Annotated in this window: 19 protein-coding genes; 10 read left to right on the top strand and 9 right to left on the bottom strand. The window is 72.4% G+C overall.

Features of this window, described 5'->3' with window-relative positions:
* Positions 1-7: 7 nt before the first annotated feature.
* The 5 genes from ACZ6TU_RS08895 to ACZ6TU_RS08875 form a co-directional block, all read right to left on the bottom strand.
* On the bottom strand, positions 8-784 hold the full coding sequence (locus ACZ6TU_RS08895) for an endo alpha-1,4 polygalactosaminidase (RefSeq protein ID WP_469547559.1): 777 nt from the start codon (positions 782-784) through the stop codon (positions 8-10).
* Positions 781-1,440, bottom strand: coding sequence for a spherulation-specific family 4 protein (locus tag ACZ6TU_RS08890; protein WP_467674376.1), 660 nt, complete (start codon positions 1,438-1,440; stop codon positions 781-783). The genes ACZ6TU_RS08895 and ACZ6TU_RS08890 overlap by 4 nt, the downstream gene beginning before the upstream one ends.
* Positions 1,437-2,945, bottom strand: a complete 1,509-nt coding sequence (locus ACZ6TU_RS08885) for a hypothetical protein (protein ID WP_469547557.1) — start codon at positions 2,943-2,945, stop codon at positions 1,437-1,439. Before ACZ6TU_RS08885 ends, ACZ6TU_RS08890 begins: the two co-directional genes overlap by 4 nt.
* Positions 2,942-4,465: a GT4 family glycosyltransferase PelF gene (gene pelF / locus ACZ6TU_RS08880; protein ID WP_469547555.1), complete on the bottom strand. Its 1,524-nt coding sequence runs from the start codon at positions 4,463-4,465 to the stop codon at positions 2,942-2,944. The genes ACZ6TU_RS08885 and pelF overlap by 4 nt, the downstream gene beginning before the upstream one ends.
* 140 nt (positions 4,466-4,605) lie before the next feature.
* A complete protein-coding gene (locus ACZ6TU_RS08875; protein WP_469547553.1) occupies positions 4,606-6,639 on the bottom strand; it encodes a hypothetical protein in 2,034 nt (677 codons plus the stop codon).
* Positions 6,640-6,985: 346 nt separating this feature from the next.
* Here ACZ6TU_RS08875 and ACZ6TU_RS08870 point away from each other — a divergent pair, with 346 nt between their 5' ends.
* From ACZ6TU_RS08870 to ACZ6TU_RS08840, 7 genes are all read left to right on the top strand, one after another.
* Positions 6,986-8,512: a leucyl aminopeptidase gene (locus ACZ6TU_RS08870; RefSeq protein ID WP_467674384.1), complete on the top strand. Its 1,527-nt coding sequence runs from the start codon at positions 6,986-6,988 to the stop codon at positions 8,510-8,512.
* 345 nt (positions 8,513-8,857) lie between these two features.
* Positions 8,858-10,246, top strand: a complete 1,389-nt coding sequence (gene lpdA, locus ACZ6TU_RS08865) for a dihydrolipoyl dehydrogenase (RefSeq protein ID WP_467674386.1) — start codon at positions 8,858-8,860, stop codon at positions 10,244-10,246.
* A 62-nt stretch (positions 10,247-10,308) separates the two neighbouring features.
* On the top strand, positions 10,309-12,093 hold the full coding sequence (gene sucB, locus ACZ6TU_RS08860) for a 2-oxoglutarate dehydrogenase, E2 component, dihydrolipoamide succinyltransferase (protein ID WP_469547550.1): 1,785 nt from the start codon (positions 10,309-10,311) through the stop codon (positions 12,091-12,093).
* A gap of 199 nt (positions 12,094-12,292) precedes the next feature.
* Positions 12,293-12,916, top strand: coding sequence for a GntR family transcriptional regulator (locus ACZ6TU_RS08855; RefSeq protein WP_467674390.1), 624 nt, complete (start codon positions 12,293-12,295; stop codon positions 12,914-12,916).
* A gap of 267 nt (positions 12,917-13,183) precedes the next feature.
* Positions 13,184-15,886 (top strand): pyruvate dehydrogenase (acetyl-transferring), homodimeric type, encoded by a 2,703-nt coding sequence (gene aceE, locus ACZ6TU_RS08850; RefSeq protein ID WP_469547548.1) that lies wholly within the window; start codon positions 13,184-13,186, stop codon positions 15,884-15,886.
* A 60-nt stretch (positions 15,887-15,946) separates the two neighbouring features.
* Positions 15,947-16,933 carry a helix-turn-helix transcriptional regulator gene (locus ACZ6TU_RS08845; RefSeq protein ID WP_467674394.1) on the top strand — a complete coding sequence of 329 codons (987 nt, stop codon included), beginning with the start codon at positions 15,947-15,949 and terminating at the stop codon, positions 16,931-16,933.
* 56 nt (positions 16,934-16,989) lie between these two features.
* Entirely contained in the window at positions 16,990-17,508 is a 519-nt protein-coding gene (locus ACZ6TU_RS08840; RefSeq protein WP_467674434.1) for a DUF4240 domain-containing protein, read from the top strand.
* Here the strand turns inward: ACZ6TU_RS08840 and ACZ6TU_RS08835 are convergent, their stop codons facing one another.
* Together ACZ6TU_RS08835 and ACZ6TU_RS08830 are read right to left on the bottom strand one after the other, a co-directional pair.
* Positions 17,509-17,730 (bottom strand): hypothetical protein, encoded by a 222-nt coding sequence (locus ACZ6TU_RS08835; RefSeq protein ID WP_469547545.1) that lies wholly within the window; start codon positions 17,728-17,730, stop codon positions 17,509-17,511.
* Positions 17,727-18,560 carry a peptidoglycan recognition protein family protein gene (locus ACZ6TU_RS08830; RefSeq protein WP_467674436.1) on the bottom strand — a complete coding sequence of 278 codons (834 nt, stop codon included), beginning with the start codon at positions 18,558-18,560 and terminating at the stop codon, positions 17,727-17,729. The genes ACZ6TU_RS08835 and ACZ6TU_RS08830 overlap by 4 nt, the downstream gene beginning before the upstream one ends.
* Positions 18,561-18,837: 277 nt before the next feature.
* Here ACZ6TU_RS08830 and ACZ6TU_RS08825 point away from each other — a divergent pair, with 277 nt between their 5' ends.
* Positions 18,838-20,022, top strand: coding sequence for a MarP family serine protease (locus tag ACZ6TU_RS08825; RefSeq protein WP_467674398.1), 1,185 nt, complete (start codon positions 18,838-18,840; stop codon positions 20,020-20,022).
* 7 nt (positions 20,023-20,029) lie between these two features.
* Here the strand turns inward: ACZ6TU_RS08825 and ACZ6TU_RS08820 are convergent, their stop codons facing one another.
* Entirely contained in the window at positions 20,030-20,527 is a 498-nt protein-coding gene (locus ACZ6TU_RS08820; protein WP_467674400.1) for a GNAT family N-acetyltransferase, read from the bottom strand.
* A gap of 69 nt (positions 20,528-20,596) precedes the next feature.
* Between ACZ6TU_RS08820 and ACZ6TU_RS08815 the strand changes: the two genes are divergently transcribed.
* A complete protein-coding gene (locus tag ACZ6TU_RS08815; RefSeq protein WP_469547542.1) occupies positions 20,597-21,499 on the top strand; it encodes a TIGR01777 family oxidoreductase in 903 nt (300 codons plus the stop codon).
* A 243-nt stretch (positions 21,500-21,742) separates the two neighbouring features.
* Positions 21,743-23,149, top strand: coding sequence for an NAD(P)/FAD-dependent oxidoreductase (locus ACZ6TU_RS08810; RefSeq protein ID WP_467674404.1), 1,407 nt, complete (start codon positions 21,743-21,745; stop codon positions 23,147-23,149).
* Between the two features lie 78 nt (positions 23,150-23,227).
* On the opposite strand, the gene ACZ6TU_RS08805 is transcribed toward ACZ6TU_RS08810, so the two are convergent.
* A complete protein-coding gene (locus ACZ6TU_RS08805; protein ID WP_469547539.1) occupies positions 23,228-24,700 on the bottom strand; it encodes a regulator in 1,473 nt (490 codons plus the stop codon).
* Positions 24,701-24,749: the final 49 nt, after the last annotated feature.

Below are 24,749 nucleotides of genomic sequence, written 5' to 3'. Positions count from 1 at the left end.
GCCCGGGCTAGCACGCCTGTCGCCACGCCCCCAGTTCGTACTTCTTGAGCAATGAACTCAAGCGTAGGCGGCGGGACTCGGCGCAGAAGCGGCCGGTGGGCACCTCGTACTCGACGTGGAAGACGGCCTTGCCCGCCTCGACGAACGGCTTCAAGGCCCCGCACTCGCCGTACTGGGCGCACTGTTCGTTGACCGCGAAGTCGAAGTCCCCGACCAGCTCCGGGATCTGGTCCAGGTCGTTCTTCAGACCGACGGCCAGGCCCCGGTCGTGGGCCAGGCGGGCGATGAGGCGGTTGTAGCGGAGCTGGTCGGCGGCGGTCAGCGGGAAGCCCGTGTCGTTGCGGTAGCCGTCCATGTTGTCGGGCTCCACCGCGTCGAAGCCCTTGTCGCGGCACATGTCCATGCGGGCCGCCATGATCGGCTCCAGGACGTCGGTGCGGCGGATGTCCAGCCAGCGTTCGCCCTCCCAGCCGTTGCCCCGGCCGAGGACCGGCTTCGGGAACCTCTTCGCGTCCGGGCGGAACTCCTCCCAGGCGCCGGTGGACAGATAGCAGATGACCTTGCGGTCCTCGCGGTGCAGCCGGGCGACGGTGGCCTCGGAGTGGTCGAAGCCGTCGATGTCGTAGACCGGCACGTCGACGGAGGTGTCGAGACGCCCGCTGAGCTGCCACTGCCAGGCCGTGCCGGGGCGCGGCTGCCAACGGGAGCCGGGCGTGTCGTCGGGGCTCTGGGTACAGCCCGCGAGCAGCAGGACGAGCAGGGCGGCGAGCAGGGGGCGTCTCACGGGGCGTTCTCCGGGTGGTGCAGGGGGTACGGCAGGGTGCCCCAAGGATGATCTCCGGTGCCGGGCACCGCGCAGTGCACCGCCGCGCCCCGCTCCCGCGCCAGGCCCTCGGGGTCGGCGCCGGGCGGCACGCCGTACACCAGGTGGCACAGCCGTACCCCGCTGTCGCCGGGCCACTGCCGGGGAGGCAGGGCGCGGTAGGACTCCCAGGTGCCCTCGAAGGTGACGAGGACGTCGGCGATGCGGGCGTAGCAGGGGTGCGGTGCCGTGCCGTGGTTGAGGACGAGGGTGCCGCAGCCGACGCCCCAGGCGGCCACCGCCAGCCGCTGGTAGTGCTCGAACTGTTCGGGTCCGGAGGGGACCTGGTCGAGGAAGGCGCCATCGGTGCCGTACCAGTCGCGGTGCCGGGTGAGGTCACGGACGACGTCGGTGGCGGCGCGGCGGCCGTAGTCGGTGTCGGCGTACCCGAGGACCCGGGCGCCCGCGGCCCGCAACCGGCCGGCGACCTCGGCGAAGGCCGCGTCGGGGCGGTCGCCGGGGCCGCTGGCCGGGTTGAGGACGACCCCGTAGAGGCGGGGCGCGGCCGCCACGATCGCCTCCCACTCGGCGGGGCGGACGGACGGGTGCTCGTAGTACGGGACCAGGAGAGTGCTCATCGGTGGGCGGTTGCCCTCCCCAGCAGCGCGCACACCAGGACGGCCTGGACGACGGCCGCCGCGCCGTACACGGCCAGGCCCGCCGTGTACGGGTCACCGGTGCGGGTGGCGAGGAGCAGCGTCTGGACGAGGGCCGCGGCGCAGCACACCGCCGTCGCGCCGGACACCGCGCCGAACGACTGGAGCAGCAGGCCCGTCCACAGGACCACGCCCAGCAGGAGCAGCCCGGCCAGCCGGACGCCGCCCGGGACCGGGGAGCGCGGCCACAGGAGGGAGGCGGCGAGGCTCAGCGCGAGCAGCGCGGCGAGATAGGCGGCCAGGCACTGGACGACCGTCAGGACCGTGTTCCGCCAGAAGTCCCGGGCGGTGCTGCTGGAGCGCAGTCCGGCGAGGCTGTCGCTGCGGAAGCGGTACAGCAGCCACTCGGCGGGGCCCATGCTGAGGGTGAGCGCCACGGCGGCGGGCGCGGCGACCGCGCCGTGGTCCTCGCCGGCGAGGACGTCGCCGAGCGCCGCGTACAGCACGAGGACGCCGGTGCCGAGCCCGAACAGGGCGTACGGCAGGGAGCCCGTGAGCCGGGGTCCGGCCGGGCGAGGATGCGCGGGGCGGGTGCCGAACGCGCCGAACGGGAGCAGGGCGACGAGTCCCGCGGTCCAGCCGGCCCCGTCCTTCAGCGCGGGCGCCACTTCGCGCAGCCCGAGCACCGCCACCGCCGCCAGGGAACCCACCAGCAGGGCCAGGCTCGCGGCCTCGGGCAGCGGGTCGACCAGGGACAGGACCGCGCCCATCGCCATCGGCGCGAGCGCGGCCAGCAGGAAGCGTTCGCGGCCCATCACCAGCAGGACGGTCGCCGCCGCCAGGTAGCAGGACTGCCCGGCGGCGAACGCCACCACGGCCGGGACGGCGCCGCCCGCGAACGCCACGGCGACCAGCGAGCCGAGCAACGCGCCGGCCGGGGCGCCGAGCAGCAGGGCTCGCCGGGCGGCCATCCGGTCGCCCAGCCCCAGCCAGGCGTACGCCCGGTGGGCAAGACCCTGGTTCCACGTCCAGCCGCACAGGGCCCCGGCCAGGAGCGGGACCGTGCCCGCGGGGAGGCCGAAGTCGTCGGGCCCCGTGAACAGGGGCGCGCCGAGGACGTAGGCGAGGCCGGGCAGGGCGAAGACGACGCCGCGCAGCAGGCAGCCCAGCAGGCCGATCCGCCAGGGGTCGTGGACCGGGCCGTCGGGCTCCGGGTAGCGGCGCTCGACCCGTTCGTAGAGGGTCTCGGCGAGCGCGAAGGAGCTCTTCACGCCGTACCGCTCGCGGATCTGCTCGTCGGAGAGGCCGTCGGACTCCAGCAGCGCGGCTATCTCGTCCGGGTGGACGGCCGCGGCTATGAAGTCCTCCAGTCTGCCGGCGAGTTCGTCGACCGGGTCGGGCTGGGCCCAGCTGGGGGTGCGCTGCCGGGGGATGCCGGGGAGGGTGTCCGGGCGGGAGCCCGGGGGCAGCCAGACGCTTCCGCTCACCAGCCGGCCCTGTCCGTCGCGACGGCCGCGTACCAGGGGTCGCGCAGTTCCAGGGTCCAGTCGGCGACGGTCTCCAGTGTCGGCTCGTACACCTCGTCCTCTCCCGCGAGTTCCTTGTAGATCGTGCGGAAGGCGTCCACCGAGCGGCGCAGCGTGAACCGGTCGATGACGCGCTGCCGCGACAACTGCCCCAGTTCGAGGCGCCGTTGGTCGTCCTTGAGCAGGGTCAGCGCGGCGGCGGCCATCTTCTCCGGCTCGCGCGGGGGCACGACCAGACCCGTGTCGCCGACGGCCTCGCGCACTCCCCCGACGTCCGTCGACACCGTCGTACGGCCGCACGACATGGCCTCGATGATGGAGAACGGGAAGCCCTCGGAGATCGACGACAGCATGACGAGGTGCCCGGCCGCGTAGGCCCGCCAGACCTCGCTGATGCGGCCCTCGAAGGTCAGGCCGTCGGTGACGCCCAGTTCGGCGGCGAGCTTCTCCAGCCGGGTGCTGTAGGCCTCGCCGCCGGGCGGGACCGGGCCGAAGAGCCTCAGCCGGGTCGCCGGGATCTCGGCGCGCACCATGGCGTAGGCGCGGATCAGGGTCTCCAGGTCCTTGATGGGGTCGATACGGCCGCACCAGGACAGGGTCGGGACGTCGGGCTCGGGGCCGGCGTGCGGGAAGGCGGCCGGGTCGACGCCGTTGTAGACCGTGCGGATCTTGCCGGCGTCGGCGCCGCCGCGCTCTTCCCACCGGCGGTTGTACTGGTTGCACGGGGTGATCAGGTCGGCGGCGCGGTAGCCGTAGGAGTTCAGCTCGCGGTAGAAGCCGAGCATGAACGCCTTCACGGGCCAGCGCTGGGCGTCACGGCGGTAGCCGAGGTAGCGCTCGCGCAGGTAGATGCCGTGCTCGGTGAGCAGGAACGGCACGCCGTCCAGGTGGCGGGCGGCGAGCGCGGGCAGGGTGGCCAGGCCACTGCTGACGGCGTGCGCGACGGAGTCATCGGGGATGCGGACACCGAGCGGACGCAGGGCGTGTTCCAGCAGGTCGGTCGCGGTCAGCGCGTCGTGCACGGTGGGGCGGGCGGCGGCCGTCGGCAGATGCGGCATCGTCCATATCCACATCAGCGACCGCAGCGCCGACTCGGTGCGCAGGGCCGCCGACAGGCGCCCCTCCCGGGCGAGTTCGGCCAGCTCGTTCAGGGACTCGCCGAAGTCGGCGTGCGAGCCCGGGTCGAGGAAGGAGAGCAGGAAACGCTCGTAGGTCTCGGTGAAGCGGCGGCGGGCTCTGCCGTACGGGGGCCGTGTGCGGCCGGGGCGCGGGCCCCAGGTCGGCACGGAGGTGTGCCTGCAGACGTTGGGCGGCAGGTCCCAGGTGACGGGTTCGCAGCCGCTGCCGGTGAGCGAGACGATGTGGAAGTCGACCTCGGGCATGCCCTTGACGAGCTGGTCGCACCAGGTGCTGACGCCGCCGTGGACGTGCGGGTAGGTGCCTTCCGTGAGCATCGAGACATGACGGCCTGTTCGCCTCATGCGTGTTTCCCCCCTGTGATGCGGATGATGTGCGGGGAACCGCTGCCTGGATCCCGAGTGCGGGCTCCGTGCGGCTGGTCGCGCCCCCGCGGCGGAGCCGCACGTCACATACGGCCCCGCGCCCCTGTGGGGCGCTCCCTCTACGGGAGCTTCAGCGTCAGAGCTGACTGGCCTGCCGCCGGGGTCGTCCAGGCCGAGCGGGCTCCCGCGTACGGGGTGCCGAAGGCGGCCGTGCCCAGCAGGAGTTGCTTCTGCGTGCCGTTCGGCGCGGTCACCGGGATCTGTGTGCCGGACGGGGCGGTGACGGTGACGGTGGTGCCGATCCGGTACGCCGTCACGCGGCCGTTCGCCAGGGCGGTCTGCCAGGCGGCGCGGCGCTGCGCCTCGGTGCCGACGGCGCTGTGCCGGGGGTTCTCCAGCGGGGTGTTGTCGGCGAACAGGGCCCGGTAGTCGTCCAGCACCTTCTCCATGACCGGGTAGAGCAGCCGGTCCTCGGCCAGGTTGGACTGGTGCGCGTAGTGCGGCCGGGGGTCGCCGGCGAGGACGTGTCCGAGGGCGGTGCGCGCCTCCTGCGGGACGATGTGCTCGGCGTAGCCGGTGGTGGGGTCGAGCGGCTCGTCGAGGCAGGTCGAGCTGGGGTTGCCCTCGCAGACGCCGCTGCCGCCGTCGCCCCGCGAGGTGTAGACCCAGTTGTACTCGTCGGCCATCTCGGCCGCCGTGCCCACGTTGTAGTACACGTTCATGGGGTGGCGCGGGACGGTCAGGGCCTTGCCGACCGCCCGCTGCTCGGGCTCGCGGGAGTTGTCCGAGGCGACCCACTTGACGCCGGTGTCGGCGAGGGCCCCGGCCAGGTTGGGGTTGTCGGCGGGCTGCTGGGGCAGCGTCCTCAGGCCCGAGTGCTCGCCGGTGACCAGCTCGGCGCGGTCGACGGGGAGGCCCTTGTTCACGGCCCAGTTGTGGTTGTCGCGGATCTGCGCGGCGATCTCGGCGCGGCTCATGTACTTCGTCGAGCCGTCGGGGTTCTTCGCGCAGCTCCACGGCACGCTGGAGGTGTCCTGGACGCAGCCCAGGAAGGGGTGCGTGTAGGTGTGGTTGACCCAGCGGTACTCCGCCTTGTCGGCGAGCAGCCGGTCGGTGAGCGCGTCGGTGCCGCCGTGCTCGGTCTTCCACTCCTCGCCCGAGCCCGCGTTGTAGACCATGTCCATGGTGAAGCCGTGTTCGCGCTGCCACTGGGCGGCGTAGGCGGCGTCGTCCGCGGTCATGCGGATCGGCGTGGTGCCCTCGCCGTCGCCGCCCGCGCAGTCGAAGTCGCCCGGGGTGCAGTTGCGTTCCGTGTCCCAGCGGCTGTCCGGGGCGAACACGTCGTCGACGTGCACGGCGAAGGAGTTACGGGTCCGGCCCAGGTGCACGCCCTGGGTGAGCCACTCGACGATGCCCCGGGCCAGCAGCCGGAACTGCTGCTGGTCGCTGTTGTAGGCGAAGGTCACCACGAGTTCGCGACGGCCGTCGTGGGCGTACTCGCCGACGAGACTGCCGCGGCCGGTGCCGCCGGGCACGGGGATGTCGACGTAGCTGGTGAAGCCGGCGCGGGGCCGGGCGACATAGCCGTAACTCTCCTGGAGGGACGCCGCGTTGTCCTCGAACCGGAACGCGCCGTCGAGGTAGCCGAACCAGCCCGCCTTCCCGGCCGCCGTGACGGATGCCTCGCGCCCGTCGAGAGTGCCCGCCCAGCCACCCTCGCTGGTGTAGTCGAGACCGACCTCCGGGTGCGCCCAGGTGTAGGCGTCGACCTGCGGGATGCCGTACGTCCGCTCGTAGGCCTCCAGGGCGGTCTGCTCGGCGGAGCCCGCGCCGAACGGTGACTCGTTCGGCAGGACGACGCCCTGGTACTTGGCGCGGGGGCTGCCGTTCACCGTGTCGCTCAGGAACGACTCGGTGATCTTCGGGCGGCCGGCGTCGTTCAGGTCGACGGTCGTGTACGGGACGCCCGTGCTCCTCAGCTGGGCGGTGACGGCCCGGACGGGGCTGTCGCCGTTGTCCACCACCAGCACCTTCAGATCGATGCGTGGTTCCTCCGCGGCCGCCGCCCCGGGCGCCACCGCCCCGGCCGTGATCATGCCCGCCGCCGTGACCGCGGCGGCCGTGGTCCTCCATCTGCGCGCACGCTGCGCCATGGTTCCTCCCCCAGAAGATCCCAGAGATCCCCTTGCGGTCGAACAGAGGAGGATCCGTGGAAAATCATGCAAGCGGCGAGCAGGGTGCTCACCGGATCTCGACGAGTGTGACTCAGTTCACCGACATAGCGGATCAAGAAATGGCCACTACGCCACCGTCAGGTGAACGCCCGCAGGAATGAGCGAACACGACCACGCGCGTAGTCTCGACGTCGAGTGTTCGCCGCACCGGGGAAGGCCCCGTGGATACCAGACCCTGAGGTCGGAATAGGGTCGGCTGTCGGGCCCGGTCGACCCACACCGTTCGACCACAGCAACTTCACATCGGAAGCGAGATTTCACCACCGTGACTGCTCTCACTCTCAGCACCGCCGCGGCGTCCGGTCTGCGGGCCGACGCCATCGTGATCGGTGTCGCCAAGGGTGCCAAGGGGCCGGTCGTCGCACCGGGCGCCGAGGCCGTGGACAAGGCGTACGACGGCAGGCTCGCCGGCGTTCTGGAGACCCTCGGCGCCTCCGGTGCCGAGGGCGAGGTGACGAAGCTGCCGGCGCCGTCCGGCTTCAAGGCACCGCTCGTGCTGGCGGTGGGCCTCGGCCCGGTGCCCGAGAAGGACACCGCCTACGACTCCGAGGCCCTGCGCAAGGCCGCCGGCATCGCCGCCCGCGCCCTGACCGGGTCCAAGAAGGCCGCCTTCGCCCTCCCCCTGACCGACGCCGCCGACGCCGGCGCGATCGGAGAGGGCGCGCTGCTCGGCGCCTACTCCTTCGACGCCTACAAGGACAACGGCAAGGACCCCAAGGCGAAGAACGGCAAGGCCCCCCTCGCCGAGGTCGCCCTGCTCGGCGGCAAGCCCCGCGACAAGGCGTACAAGGCGGCCGTCGAGCGCGCCGTCGCCGTGGCCGAGGAGCTCAACCGCGCCCGCGACCTGGTCAACACCCCACCGAACGACCTGAACCCCGAGTCGTTCGCCGCGATCGCCCAGGCCGCGGCCAAGGAGCACGGCATCAAGGTGCAGGTGCTCGACGTGAAGGCCCTGGAGAAGGGCGGCTACGGCGGCATCCTCGGCGTCGGGGCCGGCTCGGCGGCGGGACCGCGCCTGGTGAAGCTGTCGTACACCTCCTCGAAGGCGAAGAAGCACCTCGCCTTCGTCGGCAAGGGCATCACGTACGACTCGGGCGGCATCTCGCTGAAGCCGGCCGGTCACAACGAGACGATGAAGTGCGACATGAGCGGCGCGGCCGCGGTGTTCGCCGCGGTCGTCGCCGCCGCGCGCCTCGGCCTGGAGGTCAACGTCACCGGCTGGCTGGCGCTGGCCGAGAACATGCCCTCCGGCTCGGCGACCCGTCCGGGCGACGTGCTGCGGATGTACAGCGGCAAGACCGTGGAGGTGCTCAACACGGACGCGGAGGGCCGGCTGGTGCTGGCCGACGCGCTGTGGGCGGCGTCCCAGGAGAAGCCGGACGCGATCGTGGACGTGGCCACGCTGACCGGGGCGATGGTGCTGGCGCTGGGGAACCGGACGTTCGGGATCATGGGCAATGACGACGCCTTCCGTACGGCGCTGCACGAGGCGGCGGAGGAGGTCGGGGAGCCGGCGTGGCCGATGCCGATGCCGGAGCACCTGCGCAAGGGGATGGACTCGCCCACGGCCGACATCGCGAACATGGGTGAGCGGATGGGCGGCGGGCTGGTCGCCGGGCTGTTCCTGCGCGAGTTCGTGGGCGAGGGGATCACCTGGGCGCACCTCGACATCGCGGGGCCGGCCTTCAATGAGGGCGGGCCGTTCGGGTACACGCCGAAGGGCGGCACGGGCAGTGGAGTGCGGACGCTGGTTCGGCTCGCCGAGCTGACGGCTTCGGGCGACCTGGGCTGATGATCGCCCAGTAGCCCGGTCTCGCCGGTTGTGCGGCGAGTGCGGGGCGTGGGGGTTGTTCGCGCAGTTCCCCGCGCCCCTGATCTGCTGCCCTCGCGCCCGCGCGGCGGAGCCGCAGATCAAACACAGCCCCGCGCCCCGCAAGGCGGTGCCCCCGATGACGTCTCATCTGAACGTGGGGCGTCTCACACAGCAGCCCGGCGTCTCCTTCTGTGCTGACAAGTGCGAAGATGGGGCTCGGCAGGACAGGGCCCCACCGAAGGGCCGAAGAACGAGCGGCCGGACACCAGCCGCCTGCCGGTCAGTGAAGACCGGCGTACGGCGCACATGCATGGAGGACGTGACGTGGCGAACGACGCCAGCACCGTTTTCGACCTAGTGATCCTCGGCGGTGGCAGCGGTGGTTACGCCGCGGCCCTGCGCGGGGCGCAGCTGGGCCTGGACGTCGCCCTGATCGAGAAGGACAAGGTCGGCGGCACCTGCCTGCACCGAGGATGCATCCCCACCAAGGCCCTGCTGCACGCGGGCGAGATCGCCGACCAGGCCCGCGAGAGCGAGCAGTTCGGTGTGAAGGCCACCCTCGAGGGCATCGACATCGCCGGTGTCCACAAGTACAAGGACGGCGTGATCGCCGGCCTGTACAAGGGGCTCCAGGGGCTCGTCGCCTCCCGCAAGGTGACCTACATCGAGGGCGAGGGGCGGCTGTCCTCCCCGACCTCCGTCGACGTGAACGGCCGGCGCGTCCAGGGCCGCCACGTGCTCCTCGCGACCGGCTCCGTGCCGAAGTCGCTGCCCGGCCTGGAGATCGACGGCGACCGGATCATCTCCTCGGACCACGCCCTCGTCCTGGACCGCGTGCCGAAGTCCGCGATCATCCTCGGCGGCGGTGTCATCGGCGTCGAGTTCGCCTCCGCGTGGAAGTCCTTCGGTACCGACGTCACGATCGTCGAGGGCCTGAAGCACCTCGTCCCGGTCGAGGACGAGAACTCCTCCAAGCTCCTGGAGCGCGCGTTCCGCAAGCGCGGGATCAAGTTCAACCTGGGCACCTTCTTCGAGAAGGCCGAGTACACCCAGGACGGCGTCAAGGTCACCCTCGCCGACGGCAAGGAGTTCGAGGCCGAGGTCCTGCTGGTGGCCATCGGCCGCGGCCCGGTCTCCCAGGGCCTGGGCTACGAGGAGCAGGGCGTCGCCATGGACCGCGGCTACGTCCTGGTCGACGAGTACATGCGCACGAACGTGCCGACCGTCTCCGCCGTCGGTGACCTCGTCCCGACCCTCCAGCTCGCGCACGTCGGCTTCGCCGAGGGCATCCTGGTGGCGGAGCGTCTGGCCGGTCTGAAGACCGTTCCGATCGACTACGACGGTGTCCCGCGGGTGACGTACTGCCACCCGGAGGTCGCCTCCGTCGGTATCACCGAGGCCAAGGCCAAGGAGATCTACGGCGCGGACAAGGTCGTCGCTCTGAAGTACAACCTCGCGGGCAACGGCAGGAGCAAGATCCTGAACACCGCCGGCGAGATCAAGCTCGTCCAGGTCAAGGACGGTGCCGTGGTCGGCGTGCACATGGTCGGCGACCGCATGGGCGAGCAGGTCGGCGAAGCCCAGCTGATCTACAACTGGGAGGCGCTGCCGGCCGAGGTCGCGCAGCTCATCCACGCCCACCCGACGCAGAGCGAGGCGCTCGGCGAGGCCCACCTGGCCCTGGCCGGCAAGCCGCTCCACTCGCACGACTGATCCCTCGGTCGACGAAGCGACGACACAGACTTCCGCACTTTCCGTAAGGAGCAACCGAAACCATGGCGGTTTCCGTAACCCTTCCGGCGCTCGGCGAGAGCGTCACCGAGGGCACTGTCACCCGCTGGCTGAAGGCCGAGGGTGAGCGCGTCGAGGCCGACGAGCCGCTGCTCGAGGTGTCGACCGACAAGGTCGACACCGAGATCCCCTCGCCCGCCGCCGGTGTCCTGGCCTCCATCAAGGTCGCCGAGGACGAGACGGTCGAGGTCGGCGCCGAGCTGGCCCTGATCGACGACGGCAGCGGCGCGCCCGCCGCCGCCCCGGCCCCGGAGGCCGAGCAGGTCGCCGAGCCCGCTCCCGAGCCGGCCCCGGCCGCCCCGTCCACCGAGCAGGCCGCTCCGGCGCCCGCTCCCACCGCCGACGCCGCCGCCGGTGGCGGCTCCGCCGAGGGCACGGACGTGGTCCTGCCCGCGCTCGGCGAGTCCGTCACCGAGGGCACCGTCACCCGCTGGCTGAAGCAGGTCGGTGACAGCGTCGAGGCCGACGAGCCGCTGCTCGAGGTCTCCACCGACAAGGTCGACACCGAGATCCCGGCGCCCGCCTCGGGCACGCTGCTGGAGATCGTGGTCGGCGAGGACGAGACCGCCGAGGTCGGCGCCAAGCTCGCCGTCATCGGCGAGGCGGGTGCCGCTCCGGCCGCCGCCCCGGCGCAGGAGGCCCCGGCCGCCCCGGCCCAGCCCGAACCCACTCCGGCTCCGGCTCCGGCGCAGCCCGCCCCGGCTCCGCAGGCTCCGTCGGCCCCGGCTCCGCAGCAGCAGGTCACCCCGGCTCCCGAGCCGGCCCCGGCCGCTCCTGCTCCCGCCCCGGCTCCGGCCCAGGCACCGGCCGCTCCGGCCGCCGCCCAGCCGGCCGACGACGGCGCCTACGTCACCCCGCTGGTGCGCAAGCTCGCCGCCGAGAACGGCGTCGACCTGTCCACCGTCAAGGGCACCGGCGTCGGCGGCCGCATCCGCAAGCAGGACGTCATGGCCGCCGCCGAGGCCGCCAAGGCGGCCGCCGCTGCTCCGGCCCCTGCCGCCGCCGCTCCGTCGGCCGCCAAGAAGGCCCCGGTGCTGGAGGCGTCCCCGCTGCGCGGCCAGACCATCAAGATGCCGCGGATCCGCAAGGTCATCGGCGACAACATGGTCAAGGCCCTGCACGAGCAGGCCCAGCTGTCCTCGGTCGTCGAGGTCGACGTCACCCGCCTGATGAAGCTGCGCGGCCGGGCGAAGGACTCCTTCGCTGCCCGCGAGGGCGTCAAGCTCTCCCCGATGCCGTTCTTCGTCAAGGCCGCGGCCCAGGCGCTGAAGGCCCACCCGGCCATCAACGCCAAGATCAACGAGGCCGAGGGGACCATCACCTACTTCGACACCGAGAACGTCGGTATCGCGGTGGACTCCGAGAAGGGCCTGATGACCCCGGTCATCAAGAACGCCGGCGACCTCAACCTCGCCGGTATCGCCAAGGCCACGGCCGAGCTGGCGGGCAAGGTCCGCGCCAACAAGATCACCCCGGACGAGCTGTCCGGCGCGACCTTCACCATCAGCAACACCGGGTCGCGCGGCGCGCTCTTCGACACGATCATCGTGCCGCCGGGCCAGGTCGCCATCCTCGGCATCGGCGCCACGGTCAAGCGCCCCGCCGTCATCGAGACGGAGGAGGGCACGGTCATCGGCGTCCGCGACATGACGTACCTGACCCTGTCCTACGACCACCGTCTGGTGGACGGCGCCGACGCCGCCCGCTACCTGACGGCGGTCAAGGCCATCCTGGAGGCAGGCGAGTTCGAGGTCGAGCTCGGGCTGTAGTCCCCGGTAGCAGCAGTGCGGTGCCCCGTTCGGATTTTCCGGGCGGGGCACCGTCGTACCCGACAACCGTCAGCCGACCGACAAGCCCACACCTCCCGTGTAAGTCTCGTCTCACCTGCACCAAAGCGCCGTCACCCACCCCACCCGCGGAGCGAACCGGCCGTATTGTCTAAACGTCAATCCCGCCTAAGGAGCCCACATGACCGCGCCCGTCATCCACTCGCTGCGCGAGCAGATCCGCGAGCACATCCTGGAGGGGATCATCAGCGGACGCTGGCAGCCGGGCGAGCGGATCGTCGAGCGGCGGATCGCCACCGAACTGGAGGTCAGCCAGACCCCGGTCCGCGAGGCCCTGCGCGAACTGGAGTCCCTGCGCCTGATCGAGTCCGCTCCGAACAAGGGCGTCCGCGTAAGGAACCTGACGGCCGCCGACCTGGAGGAGAGCTACCCGGTCCGGGCCGGCCTGGAGGCCATCGCGGCCGAGCTGGCGGCACAGGGACTGGCTCAGGACTGCTCGGCGCTGGAGCCGCACGTCACCGCCCTCTACGAGGCCGACCGCGTGTCCGACGGCACCGCCCAGGTCCGCCACACCGTCGCCTTCCACCGCGAACTGGTCCGCGCCGCCGGCAACTCGGTCCTGCTGCACACCTGGGAAGGCCTCGGCATCGAGGTGTTCACGGCCCTCTCGATCCGCTGGCTGGGCACCCAGCAGCAGTCGTACGCCGAGGAGCACGAGGAGCTGGTCGCCGCCTTCAAGCGCCGCGACCCCCGGATCGCCGAACTCGTGAAGGCGCACGTCCTGGGCTGCGCGCCCCGGGCGTGACACCCGAGCGCACCCTCGCTCAAACGCCTCCGACCTGCGAAAACCTGCCCAAAAGCCGTCACCGCGTGCCACCGTCGGAGGCACCCCGTGCCTATTTTCTCGTGATCAAGAGGTTTTGCCTCTCAACCCTTTGATCGATCATCGATCAGCGAGTTACAGTCGCCGACGGGCTTGCCACCCAAGCTCCAGCCCTGTCCTGCCAAAGACCAAGGGCACCCCCGATCCCCTTACGTGAGGGAACCCCCTTCGACTGAGGAAGGCGGCGACATGACCGACCCCAACGCCATCCAGCCGAGCGAGCTCGACCAGCTCCCGGACCGGGATCCGGAGGAGACCGCCGAATGGCAGGCCTCCCTGGACGCGGTCACCGAGGCGGCCGGGCCGCACCGTGCCGCGTACCTGATGCGCCGCACGCTGGAGCGCGCCGAGGGCGCCGGCATCGCGCTGCCGAAGCTCCTCGAGACCGACTACGTCAACTCCATCCCCACCGCCGCCGAGCCGGCCGTGCCCGGTGACGAGGCGATGGAGCAGCGGATCACCGCGTGGAACCGCTGGAACGCGGCCGCGATGGTCACCCGTGGCAGCAAGTACGGCGTCGGCGGCCACATCGCCACCTTCGCCTCGGCCGCCTGGCTGTACGAGACCGGCTTCAACCACTTCTTCAAAGGCAAAGAGGCCGACGGCTCCGGCGACCAGCTCTACATCCAGGGCCACGCCTCCCCCGGCATCTACGCCCGCGCGTTCCTCGACGGCCGTCTGAACGAGGAGCAGCTCGACAACTTCCGCCGCGAGTCGGGCGGCAACGGCCTGCCGTCCTATCCGCACCCGCGCCGCCTGCCCTGGCTGTGGGAGTTCCCGACCGTCTCCATGGGTCTGGGTCCGCTCTCGGCCATCTACCAGGCGCGCTTCAACCGCTACCTCACCAACCGCGGCATCAAGGACACCTCCGCCTCGCACGTGTGGGCGTTCCTCGGCGACGGCGAGATGGACGAGCCCGAGTCGACGGCGGCTCTCGCGCTGGCGGCTCGTGAGGAGCTGGACAACCTCACGTTCGTCATCAACTGCAACCTGCAGCGCCTCGACGGCCCGGTCCGCGCCAACTTCAAGATCGTGCAGGAGCTGGAGGCCCAATTCCGCGGCGCCGGCTGGAACGTCATCAAGACGCTGTGGGGCACGGCCTGGGACGAGCTGTTCCAGCTCGACACCACGGGCGCGCTGGTACGCCGGCTGCGCCAGGTACCGGACGCGCAGATCCAGACGTACCAGACCCGCGACGCCGCCTACATCCGCCAGGACTTCTTCGGCGCCGACCCGGCGCTGGCGGAGATGGCGAAGCTGCTGAGCGACGACAAGATCCTCGAGTGCTTCCACCTGTCGCGCGGTGGGCACGAGGCGCGCAAGGTGTACGCCGCGTACAAGGCGGCCGTCGAGCACAAGGGCGCACCGACCGTGATCCTCGCCCAGACGGTCAAGGGCCACACCCTCGGTGAGGGCTTCGCGTCGAAGAACGCCAACCACCAGATGAAGAAGCTGACGGTGGACGAGTTCAAGAACATGCGCGACCTGCTCGAGCTGCCGATCAAGGACAGCGCCTTCGTCGACGGCGTGGTGCCCTACGGCCACCCGGGCGCCGACTCCCCCGAGGTCCGCTACCTCCAGGAGCGCCGTGCCGCCCTCGGCGGTCCGGCCCCGGCCCGCCGCGTCCACCCGGTCGCACCGCTGCCCGCCCCGGCGGAGAAGGCGTTCGCCTCCTTCGACAAGGGCTCCGGCTCGCAGAACGTGGCCACCACCATGGCGTTCGTCCGCCTGGTGAAGGACCTGGTCCGCGACAAGGAGACCGGCAAGCGCTGGGTGCCGATCGTTCCGGACGAGGCGCGCACCTTCGGTATGGAGAGCCTCTTCCCGTCCCTGGGCATCTACTCGCCCAAGGGCCAGACGTACGAGCCGGTCGACCGTGACCAGCTGATGTACTACAAGGAAGCCCAGAACGGCCAGATCCTCAACGAGGGGATCACCGAGGCCGGTTCGATGGCCGACTTCATCGCCGCTTCGACGTCGTACGCGACGCACGGCGAGACGATGATCCCGTTCTACATCTTCTACTCGATGTTCGGCTGGCAGCGCACGGCCGACCAGATGTGGCAGCTCGGCGACCAGCTCGGCCGCGGCTTCCTCGTCGGCGCGACGGCGGGCCGTACGACGCTGACCGGTGAGGGCCTCCAGCACGCCGACGGCCACTCCCCCGTCATCGCCGCGACGAACCCGGCGGCGCTGACGTACGACCCGGCGTTCGCGTACGAGGTCGCGACCATCGTCAAGGACGGTCTGCGCCGCATGTACGGCGAGGCGGCCCCGGGTGAGGACCAGAACGTCTTCTACTACCTGACCGTCTACAACGAGCCGCTGCCGCAGCCCGCGAAGCCGTCCGTCGACGGCATCGACGAGGGCATCGTCAAGGGCCTGTACCGCTTCAACACGGCGGAGTCGGCGGGCATCACGCCTCCGGCCGACGCCCCGCGGATCCAGCTGATCGGCTCCGGTACGGCGATCCACTGGGCGCTCAAGGCGCAGCAGTTGCTCGCCGAGGAGTGGGGCGTGGCGGCCGACGTGTGGTCGGCGACCTCGTGGAGCGAGCTGCGCCGGGACGCGCTGGAGGCGGACGAGGCGCTGCTGCGCGGCGAGGAGCGGGTGCCGTTCGTGCGGCGGGCGCTCCAGGGCGCCGAGGGCCCACTGCTGGCGGTCTCCGACTACATGCGCCAGGTCCCGGACCAGATCGCGCAGTGGGTCGAGCAGGACTGGTCCTCGCTGGGCGCCGACGGCTTCGGCCTCTCGGACACCCGTGAGGCGGCCCGCCGCCACTTCGGCGTGGACGCCGAGTCGATCGTCGTCGCGGCTCTGGCCCAGCTCGCCAAGCGCGGCGAGGTCAAGGCGACGGCCGTGAAGGAAGCGCGCGCGAAGTACGGCCTGTGAGCAAGGACCGGTGATCGGCAGGCCCCCGCTGCGGCGGGGGCCTGCTGCATGATGTGCTGCATGCGCGCTGCCCGGCTCATCAAGATGGTGCTGCTGCTCCAGTCCCGGCCCTCCATGACGGCCGCCGAGCTCGCCCGTGAGCTGGAGGTGTCGGAGCGGACGGTGACGCGGGACGCCCAGGCGCTGTCGGAGGCGGGTGTGCCGGTGTACGCGGACCGGGGCCGGGCAGGCGGCTACCGGCTGGTCGGCGGGTACCGGACGCGGCTGACGGGCCTGCACCGCAGTGAGGCCGAGGCACTGTTCCTGTCCGGGGTGCCGGGTGCGCTGCGCGAGATGGGGTTGGAGGACGCGGCCTCGGCGGCACAGCTGAAGGTGTCCGCTGCCCTGCTGCCCTCCCTGCGGGACGCGTCGAGGACGGCGGCGCAGCGGTTCCACCTGGACGCGCCGAACTGGTTCAAGGAGCCGGAGACGCCCGCGCTGCTGCCGGCCGTCGCCGACGCGGTGTGGGACGACCGGCGGGTCACCGCGCGGTACCGGCGCGGGGAGGGCGAGGTCGGCCGGGAGCTGGAGCCGTACGGGCTCGTGCTGAAGGCGGGCGTCTGGTACCTGTGCGCGCGGGTCGCCGGGGGCGGGTCATTCCGGGTGTACCGGATCGACCGGTTCACGGCGGTGGACACGGGCGAGGAGCGCTTCGAGCGGGAGCCGGAGTTCGACCTGCCGGCCTTCTGGCAGGAGCGGGCGGAGCAGTTCGCGCGGTCCATCCTGCGGGCACGGGTCGAGGTGCGGCTGTCCCCCGACGGTGTGCGCCGACTGCCGTACGCCCTCGACTCGCTGTCCGCTCGCGAGGCCCTGGCGGACGCGGACGCCCCGGGCGACGACGGCTGGGTGACGGTGGTCCTTCCGGTGGAGTCCGAGGAGGTCGCCCACACCCAGCTGACGGCGCTGGGCCCGGAGGTGGAGGTACTGGCGCCCGAGAGCCTGCGCGAGCGGTTCGCCGGGGACGCCCTGCGGCTGGCCGGGTTGTACCACCGCCAGGACGGCGTATAACGATCCCGCGCACTCCGGGTGCGCCCCCGTGCCCCAGGCCCGATGCTGGACCCGTGATGGACGAGACGGAGTTCTGGGAGCTGGTGGACGACGCCCGGGAGGCCGCCGAGGGCGACCCGGAGGAGCAGGCCGACCTGCTCGTGGAGCGGCTCGCGCGGCTGGACCCGGACTCGGTCCTGGACTTCGCCCGGCACTTCGAGTCCCGCTACAACCGCGCCTACCGCTGGGACGTGTGGGGCGCCGCCTGGGTGCTGCTCGACGGGGCGAGCGACGACGCCTTCGACTTCTTCCGGTGCTGGCTGATCGGCCAGGGCCGCCATGTCTTCGAGGGCGCCGTGCACGACCCGGACTCGCTCGCCGATCTGCTGGACGACTTCGACGAGGAGATCGACGGCGACGGCGAGGAGCTCGGCTACGCGGCGGACGAGGCCTACGAGCAGCTCACCGGCGCGGTCGCCCCCGACCTGGAGATCCCGCCCGCGCCCCCGGAACCGGAGGGCACCCCGCTCGACTTCGAGAACGAGGAACTGCTCGCCGAGCGCTATCCCCGGCTGTGGGAGCGCTTCAGGGGCTGATCAGGCGACTCGGCGGCGGCTCGCGTCGGACGGGAGGTACGCGTGCGTCCGGTCGGCCATGACGGCGTGGTACAGCGGGGCGGCGTTGGCCTGGTCGAGGGCGGACGCGGTGGCCGCGGCCGGGCCCAGGACGACGGTCGCGACCGCGCAGAGCACCGCCCAGGGGCCGCGCGCCGCGGGCCGCCTCCACGCCCCCGGGTCCTTCGTACGGCTGCTGTTCATGATCCCCACCTCCGGTCGGCTGGCTGTGGGATCGACCGTAGGGCGCCGTGATCTGAGGACCCTGCGCGCCGGCTGTGGCCTTCCTGTGGACTCGTCGGCCGGCCCTGCAACCGGGCGGCCAACTGCCTGATCTCCGGCAGCCGGGCGTGCAGGGCGGCGCCCGGGCAGCTGGTCCGGTAGCCGTCGTTGTGGCCGGCGAGGGCGGGCAGCTTCGCGGTGGTGCCGGCCGCGTACCGGCTCAGGCCGTTGCTGGAGACCAGGCGGACGCTCGCCCGCGGGTCGGTGCCGGTCAGGCCCAGCTTCCAGGCTGACAGCGCGGCGATGGCGTGGATCATCGCCCGGGGTACGGGCATGCCCGCGGTGAACGTGCCGAGGGCGGCGATGCCGGTGGTGCCGTGGTTGAAGCCCTGGGTGTGGGCGCCGGTGACGGCCCGCTCGACGCCGCCGGCGCGGCCCTCGTAGACGGTGCCGCAGCGGTCGACGACGAAGTTGTAGCCGATGTCGTCCCAGTCGCGGGTGCCGGTCTGGCCGGTGTACAGGTCCCGGAGGATGCGGGGCGCGTCGGCGCAGTCGTAGCCGTTGGGCGAGTCGGTGTGGTGGACGAAGACGGCGACGACCCGGTCGTCGTAGCGCGGGCGCGGCTGCTTGCGGGCGGCGTCGCCCAGCCACCGCGATCTCGGCACGATGTGCGGGCGCGGGGCCGCGTAGGGCGTGGCGGCGGGGCGGTGCGTGGCCGTGCTGGTGCTGGTGTCGGCCGTGTGCTCGACGCCGTAGGCGCACAGCACCAGCGCCGCGACGGCGGCGACGCCCGGCAGGCAGCCGAGCGGCACCCGGGCCGCGCGCGGCAGTCCGGCTATGCCGGGTGTCCCGGCGGCGCGGTGCCTGCGCGCACCCCGCCGTCTTCGGAAGACACGCATGATCCCACTGTCGGCCTGCTCCGGTGCGTCCGCGATGTGTGATGTGCCACCCGGTGGAACCATCGTCACGGTCCGCGACGTTTTTCCGAGTGCACGCGTGCGTGGCCGGTTCTGATCATCCACGCGTGTGTGACTGATCACCGGGCCCTCCCCCCACGTACTAAGGGGTTCCGAGAGAAAGAAGGCGTGCGTGGACCTGCTCGACATCCTGCTGTTGCTGGTCGTCCTGGCCTACGCGGCATCCGGCTACCGGCGCGGGCTGGTGGCCGGCTGTGTGTCGCTGGCGGGCTTCGTGGGCGGTGCGGTCGTCGGCGTGTGGATCCTGCCGTGGGTGATGGGCCTGGTGCCGCCGGGTACGACGAGCGCGACGGTGACGGCGGTGTTCACGGTGCTGCTCCCGGCGGTGGTGGGACACGAGCTGGCGGGGCGCCTCGCGCTCAGGCTGCGGCGGGAGCTGGACCGGGGGCCGCTGCGCGTGGCGGACGGGATCGGCGGGGCCGTGGCCAACTCGGTCGCGGTCCTGATCGTGGCGTGGGTGGCCGCGAGCGTCCTGGGCGCGTCCTCGTCGCCGCTGGTCACCTCGGCGATCCGGGACTCGCGGCTGCTCGGCGCGGTGCAGCGGACGATGCCGGACACCACACCGGCCTGGTTCTCGCGGGCCACGTCCGCGCTGACCGAGGCGGGTTTCCCGCAGGTCTTCAACCCGTTCGAGAACGAGTCGACCGCCGAGGTCGCCGAGCCCTCCGGCGACAGTGTCACGGCGGCCGCCACCAACGCCGCCAAGCTGAGCACGGTCAAGGTCGAGGGCGTCGCGGGCACCCAGGGCCGCGAGGGCAGCGGGTTCGTGTACGCGCGGGAGCACGTGATGACCAACGCCCATGTCGTGGCGGGCATCGACGAGCCGACGGTGCAGATCGGCGGGGTCGGGCGGACGTACGAGGCGCGGGTGGTGCTCTTCGACCCGCAGAAGGACGTGGCCGTGCTGTACGTGCCGGGTCTGAAGGCGCCGGTGCTGCGGTTCGACGACGACGCCGAGCGCGGCGACTCGGCGGTCGTCGCGGGCTATCCGCAGGACGGCGACCTGAACCTCCAGGCGGCGACGGTCGCGAACCGGGTCCGGGCGACGGGCCAGAACATCTACAACGACGACACCGTCACCCGCGAGATCTACTCGATCCGCTCCACGGTCCGCCCCGGCAACTCCGGCGGCCCCCTCCTCACCACGGGCGGCCGGGTCTTCGGCGTGGTCTTCGCCCGCTCCACCTCGGACGCCGAGACGGGCTACGTGCTGACGGCGGCCGAGGTCTCCTCCGACGCCGAGCGCGCGGCGAACGCGACGGCACCGGTGGACACGGGCGAGCTGGCCGAGTCGTAGCTCCGGCTCAGAGGGAGCGTCCCATCAGCACATCGTCGACGTAGGTCCCGTCGAGCAGGAACTCCTCGGGCAGGACCCCCTCCACCACGAATCCCTCGGCCTCGTAGAGCTTGCGGGCCGGGGTGTTGTGGGCGAGGACGCGCAGGGTGAGGCGGCGGGCACCACGCCGGCGGGCCTCGTCGACGGCGGCCCGCACCAGCGCCCGCCCGACACCCCGGCCGCGCGCCTCCTCCGAGACGGCGAGGCCCTGGATCTGGCGGACGTGCCGGTTCGAGTCGACCGGCGTGGGGAAGCCGAGATGTACGTAGCCCGCCAAGCGGTCACCGAGTTCGGCGACCAGGCAGTCCTCGGGGTTGTGCCGCTCACTGAAGAACGGCGGGTACGGCGGCTGCGGCCGAGGCGTCACCGCGTGCAGGTGCGACCACGCCAGGCGGTCCAGCAGGGCCAGCTCTTCGCCCTCGTCGGGCACGGCGGTTCGGATACGGAGTCGGCGGGGCTCGGACATGGCGTCACCCTACGGTGAGGGCCTGGGGTCGTACGCCGGATTTATGTCGCCGGCAGGCAGGATGGGCCCATGGAACGCTCACGTATCGCAGTGGCCGGTGCGTCCGGTCTCATCGGCGGCGCCCTGGTGCGGTCCCTGACCGCGGACGGGCACGAGGTGGTACGCCTTGTGCGCCATACGCCCCGGGCGGCGGACGAGGTCCGGTGGGACCCCGAGGGCGGGCGCGTGGACGCGGCCGGGCTCGCCGGGTGCGACGCAGTGGTGAACGTGGCCGGGGCGGGGGTCGGCAACCGCCGCTGGACGGACGCCTACAAGCAGCGGATCCGCGACAGCAGGGTGAACGGCACGGCGGCGCTCGCCCGGGCCGTCGCCTCGCTGGACGAGAAGGACCGGCCGCGGGTCTTCGTGAACGGCAGCGCCATCGGCTACTACGGCGAGACCGGGGGCCGGACCGTCGACGAGAGCGCTCCGGCGGGCGAGGGCTTCCTGCCCGAGCTGTGCGTGGAGTGGGAGGCCGCCACCGCACCCGCCCAGGAGGCGGGCGTACGCACGGTGTTCACCCGGACCGGGCTGGTCGTGTCCCGCGAGGGGGGTGCGTGGGAGCGGCTGTTCCCGCTGTTCCAGGCCGGGCTCGGCGGGCGGATGGGTGACGGGCGGCAGTACTGGTCGTTCGTCGCGCTGCACGACGAGGTCGCCGCGATCCGGCATCTCATCGACACCGACGGCCTGTCCGGGCCGTTCAACGTCACCGCTCCGAGCCCCCTGACGAACCGTGAGATCACGGCGGCGATGGGACGCGTGCTGCACCGTCCGACGCTGTTCGCCGTGCCCGCGCCCGTACTGCGCACCGTGCTCGGCGAGATGGCGGGTGATGTGCTCGGCAGCGCCCGGATCCTGCCGACGCGACTGCTGGAGTCGGGATTCCGGTTCGCCTTCCCGGAGATCGAGGGGGCGATCCGGGCGGCGTTGTGACGGATCCCGGAGACCGCCGACCGACCGACCGATCCGAGACAGCCCTCCGCGCCACACCCCAGCCCCCTTCGACCACTTCATGCCCACAAGGATTCGATATGCGACCGCTGTGCGACCGTGCCCTGTCGATGCGCGACTCCCCCTGACCGATCCCGGCCCTACCCTCGACCAGAACTCGCGTATCCCTGGGGCCTGTTGAGGGCATGACGTCTCCAGCGCCCGCGCAACCTCGAGGAGGGGCACGTGCTTGAGCCCGCTTACCAGGCGGACGTGGTCGTCGTGGGGGCCGGGGTCGCCGGACTCTCGGCCGCGCACCGGCTGACCAGCGCAGGAGTGACGACCATGGTCCTGGAGGCCGCCCACCGGGTCGGCGGCCGCATGGCGACGGAGAAGGTCGACGGCTTCCGGCTCGACAGAATCGGCCAGTTGCTGTCCACGGCGTACCCGGAACTACGGCTGACACCCGGCCTCGGCGGGCTCGTGCTCCGCCCCTTCGCGCCGGGGGTCCTGCTGCACGGCGACGGACGGCACCATCGCGCGGGCGTCCAGGCGGGCGCAGGGGGCGCACGGAGCGCACTGCACGCGGTGCGCACCCTGGCGAGCGCCCCCCGGTCGCCGGCCGCACCCAGGCCGTCCAGGAGGCCGGTGGCGGTGCCCGGCCGGCAGGTCTCCGTGCCCCGGAGCCGGTCCGGCGCTCCGCTGGGCACGGCCGTCGACCAGGCCCGCCTGGGTGCCGCCCTGACCCGGCTGGCGGGCACACCGGCCGAACGGCTGCTGGCCCGCCCGGAGCTGCCCGCCGGTGAGGCCCTGGCGGCCCGCGGGCTGCCCGGCCGGACGATCGACGGCTTCCTGCGTCCGCTGCTCGCCGCCCTGCTGTGCGACCCGGACCTGACGACGTCCAGCCGGTGCGCGGACCTCGCGCTGCGCGCCTTCGCGGGCGGCCGGCTGTGTGTGCCGGAGGGCGGCGCCGAGGCCCTGCCGGAGCTGCTGGCGGGCACGTTGCCGCCGGGCAGCGTGCACACCGGCGTGCGGGTCACCTCCGTCTCCACGACCTCGGTGACCACCGCGGAGCACGGCGAGATCCGCTGCCGGGCGGTGCTGGTGGCGACCGGCGCCCGGGCCGCCGCGGAACTGCTGCCCGGCCTGCGGGTGCCGGACTTCCACCCGGTGACGGTGGTGCACCACACGACCGACGAGCCGCCGGGGACGGGGGCCTCGCTGCTGCTCGACGCGGACCTGGGCGGGCCGGTCGCGCACACGGCCGTGGTCAGCCGGGTCGATCCGTCCCGTGCTCCGGCGGGGCGGGCGCTGGTGTCCTCGACGGTGCTGGGGCGGCCGCCGGGGGATGTCGACACGGCCGTGCGGATGCATCTGGCGCGGCTGTACGGGGTGTCGACGGCCCGGTGGGAGACGTTGGCCGTGCACCACACGGCGGAGGCTGTGCCGGAGATGCGGCCGCCGCATGATCTGCGGCGGCCGGTGCGGTTGCTTGCGGGGCTGTATGTGTGTGGAGATCACCGGGACACCAGTACCGTTCAGGGCGCTCTGCACTCCGGGCATCGGGCGTCGGCGGCGATTTTGGCGGACTTGGGGGCGGGGCGGTCGATGCATGTTGCCGACCCGCTGCCGACGGTGCCACGGGCCGCTTAGGTGCTTCGTCGACTGCGGGTTCGTTGTGGCCGTTCGCGCCCACGCGGCGGAGCCGCAAATCGACACAGCCCCGCGCCCCTAAAGAAGGGCCGCTACCTTGTCGCGGTAAGTACGAACCGGCGCCGCGTCCTTGTACGGCTCCAGCCTGCGCTCGAAGTCCCTGACATACTCCACCGCCCGTACCGAACGCATCTCCGCTGCCTGGCCCGCCGCCTCCGCGGCCAGCTGGCAGGCCTGGTCGAGTTCGCCTAGGCCGAGACGGGCGGTGGCGAGGACGACGCGGCAGAAGAGGCGGCTGCGGGCGTAGGACGGGGCTCGGAGCTGGAGTGAGCGTTCCGCGTGCTGGGCGGCGGCGCGGAACTGCTGAAGGTCCCGGTGGCAGTGCCCGAACTCGTCGGCGAGCTGCGCCTCGTCGAAGAACTTCGCCCAGTGCGGGACGTCGTCGCCGGGCCGGGCCGTCTCCAGGGCGCGCTCGGCGCGGACCAGCGCGGCCGTGCAGGCCCGCACCTCGCCGAGCACGCCGTGCCCGCGCGCCTCGGAGGCATGCAGCAGTGCCTGGACGACAGGCGGGCCGGAGGTGCCGACGCCCTGCTGCGCCACGCGCGCGAGCTGCACCGCCTCCCGCCCGTGCCCGAGGTAGACGGCCTGCCGGCTCATGGTGACCAGCACGTACGCCCCGTACGTCCGGTCCCCGGCCGCCTGGGCGAGCCGGAGCGCCTGCACGAAGTAGCGCTGGGCGAGTCCGTGCGCGGCGATGTCGTACGACGTCCAGCCCGCGAGCCGGGTCAGGTCGGCGGCGGCGGCGAACAGCCGGCGGCCGGTCTGCTCGCCGTAGGTGCCGCGCAGCATGGGCTCGCACTCGTGCTCCAGGTAGCGCACGAGGGCCTGGCGGGCGTGACCGCCGCCGTAGGCGTCGTCGAGGGTGCGGAACAGCTCGCCGACCGAACGCAGGGCGGCGATGTCGCCGGCGGTCACCTTCTGGCCGGGGCCGCGTTCGGCCTGCCCGCGCTGACGGGGCAGGGACGGTACGCCCGGCTCGGCCGGGGTCCTGAGGGCGACGCGGCCCTGGACCGGGATGCGGGCGGCGGCCGGCTCACCGCGGGCCACCTTCTCGTCGGCCCGCCCGATCAGCCAGTCCCGGCTCGGCACGACGAGCCCGGCCGGCGTGAAGGCGATCTTGCGCAGCTCGGCGTGGCTGCCGGAGTCCTTGCGCCACAGCCCGCTGACGATGTCGACGGCCTCCTCGGGGGTGGCGGCGAACTCCAGCCCCGCGTAGACGGGCGCGCAGGCGTCCAGGCCGAGGTCCTGGGCGGTGAGGCGGCGGCCCAGGCGCCGGGTGAAGACCTCGGCGATCAGCGCGGGCGTGGTACCCCTGGGCTGCTGGCCGCGCAGCCACCGGGTGACGGATGTCTTGTCGTATCTCAGATCGAGCCCGTGTTCGAGACCGAGCTGGTCCACGCGACGGGCGAGTCCCGCGTTGGAGAACCCCGCTTCTGCGATGAGCGCGGCGAGCTGTCGGTTGGGGGTGCGCTGCGCGGGTCGTTCCGTCATGGTGCGGTGCGGTCTCCTGCCTTCCGGTGCTGGTGATCTGCCGGATTGC

It is taken from the genome of Streptomyces sp. NPDC052064, assembly GCF_055585925.1.
This window is presented reverse-complemented; position numbering and strand designations above follow the sequence as displayed.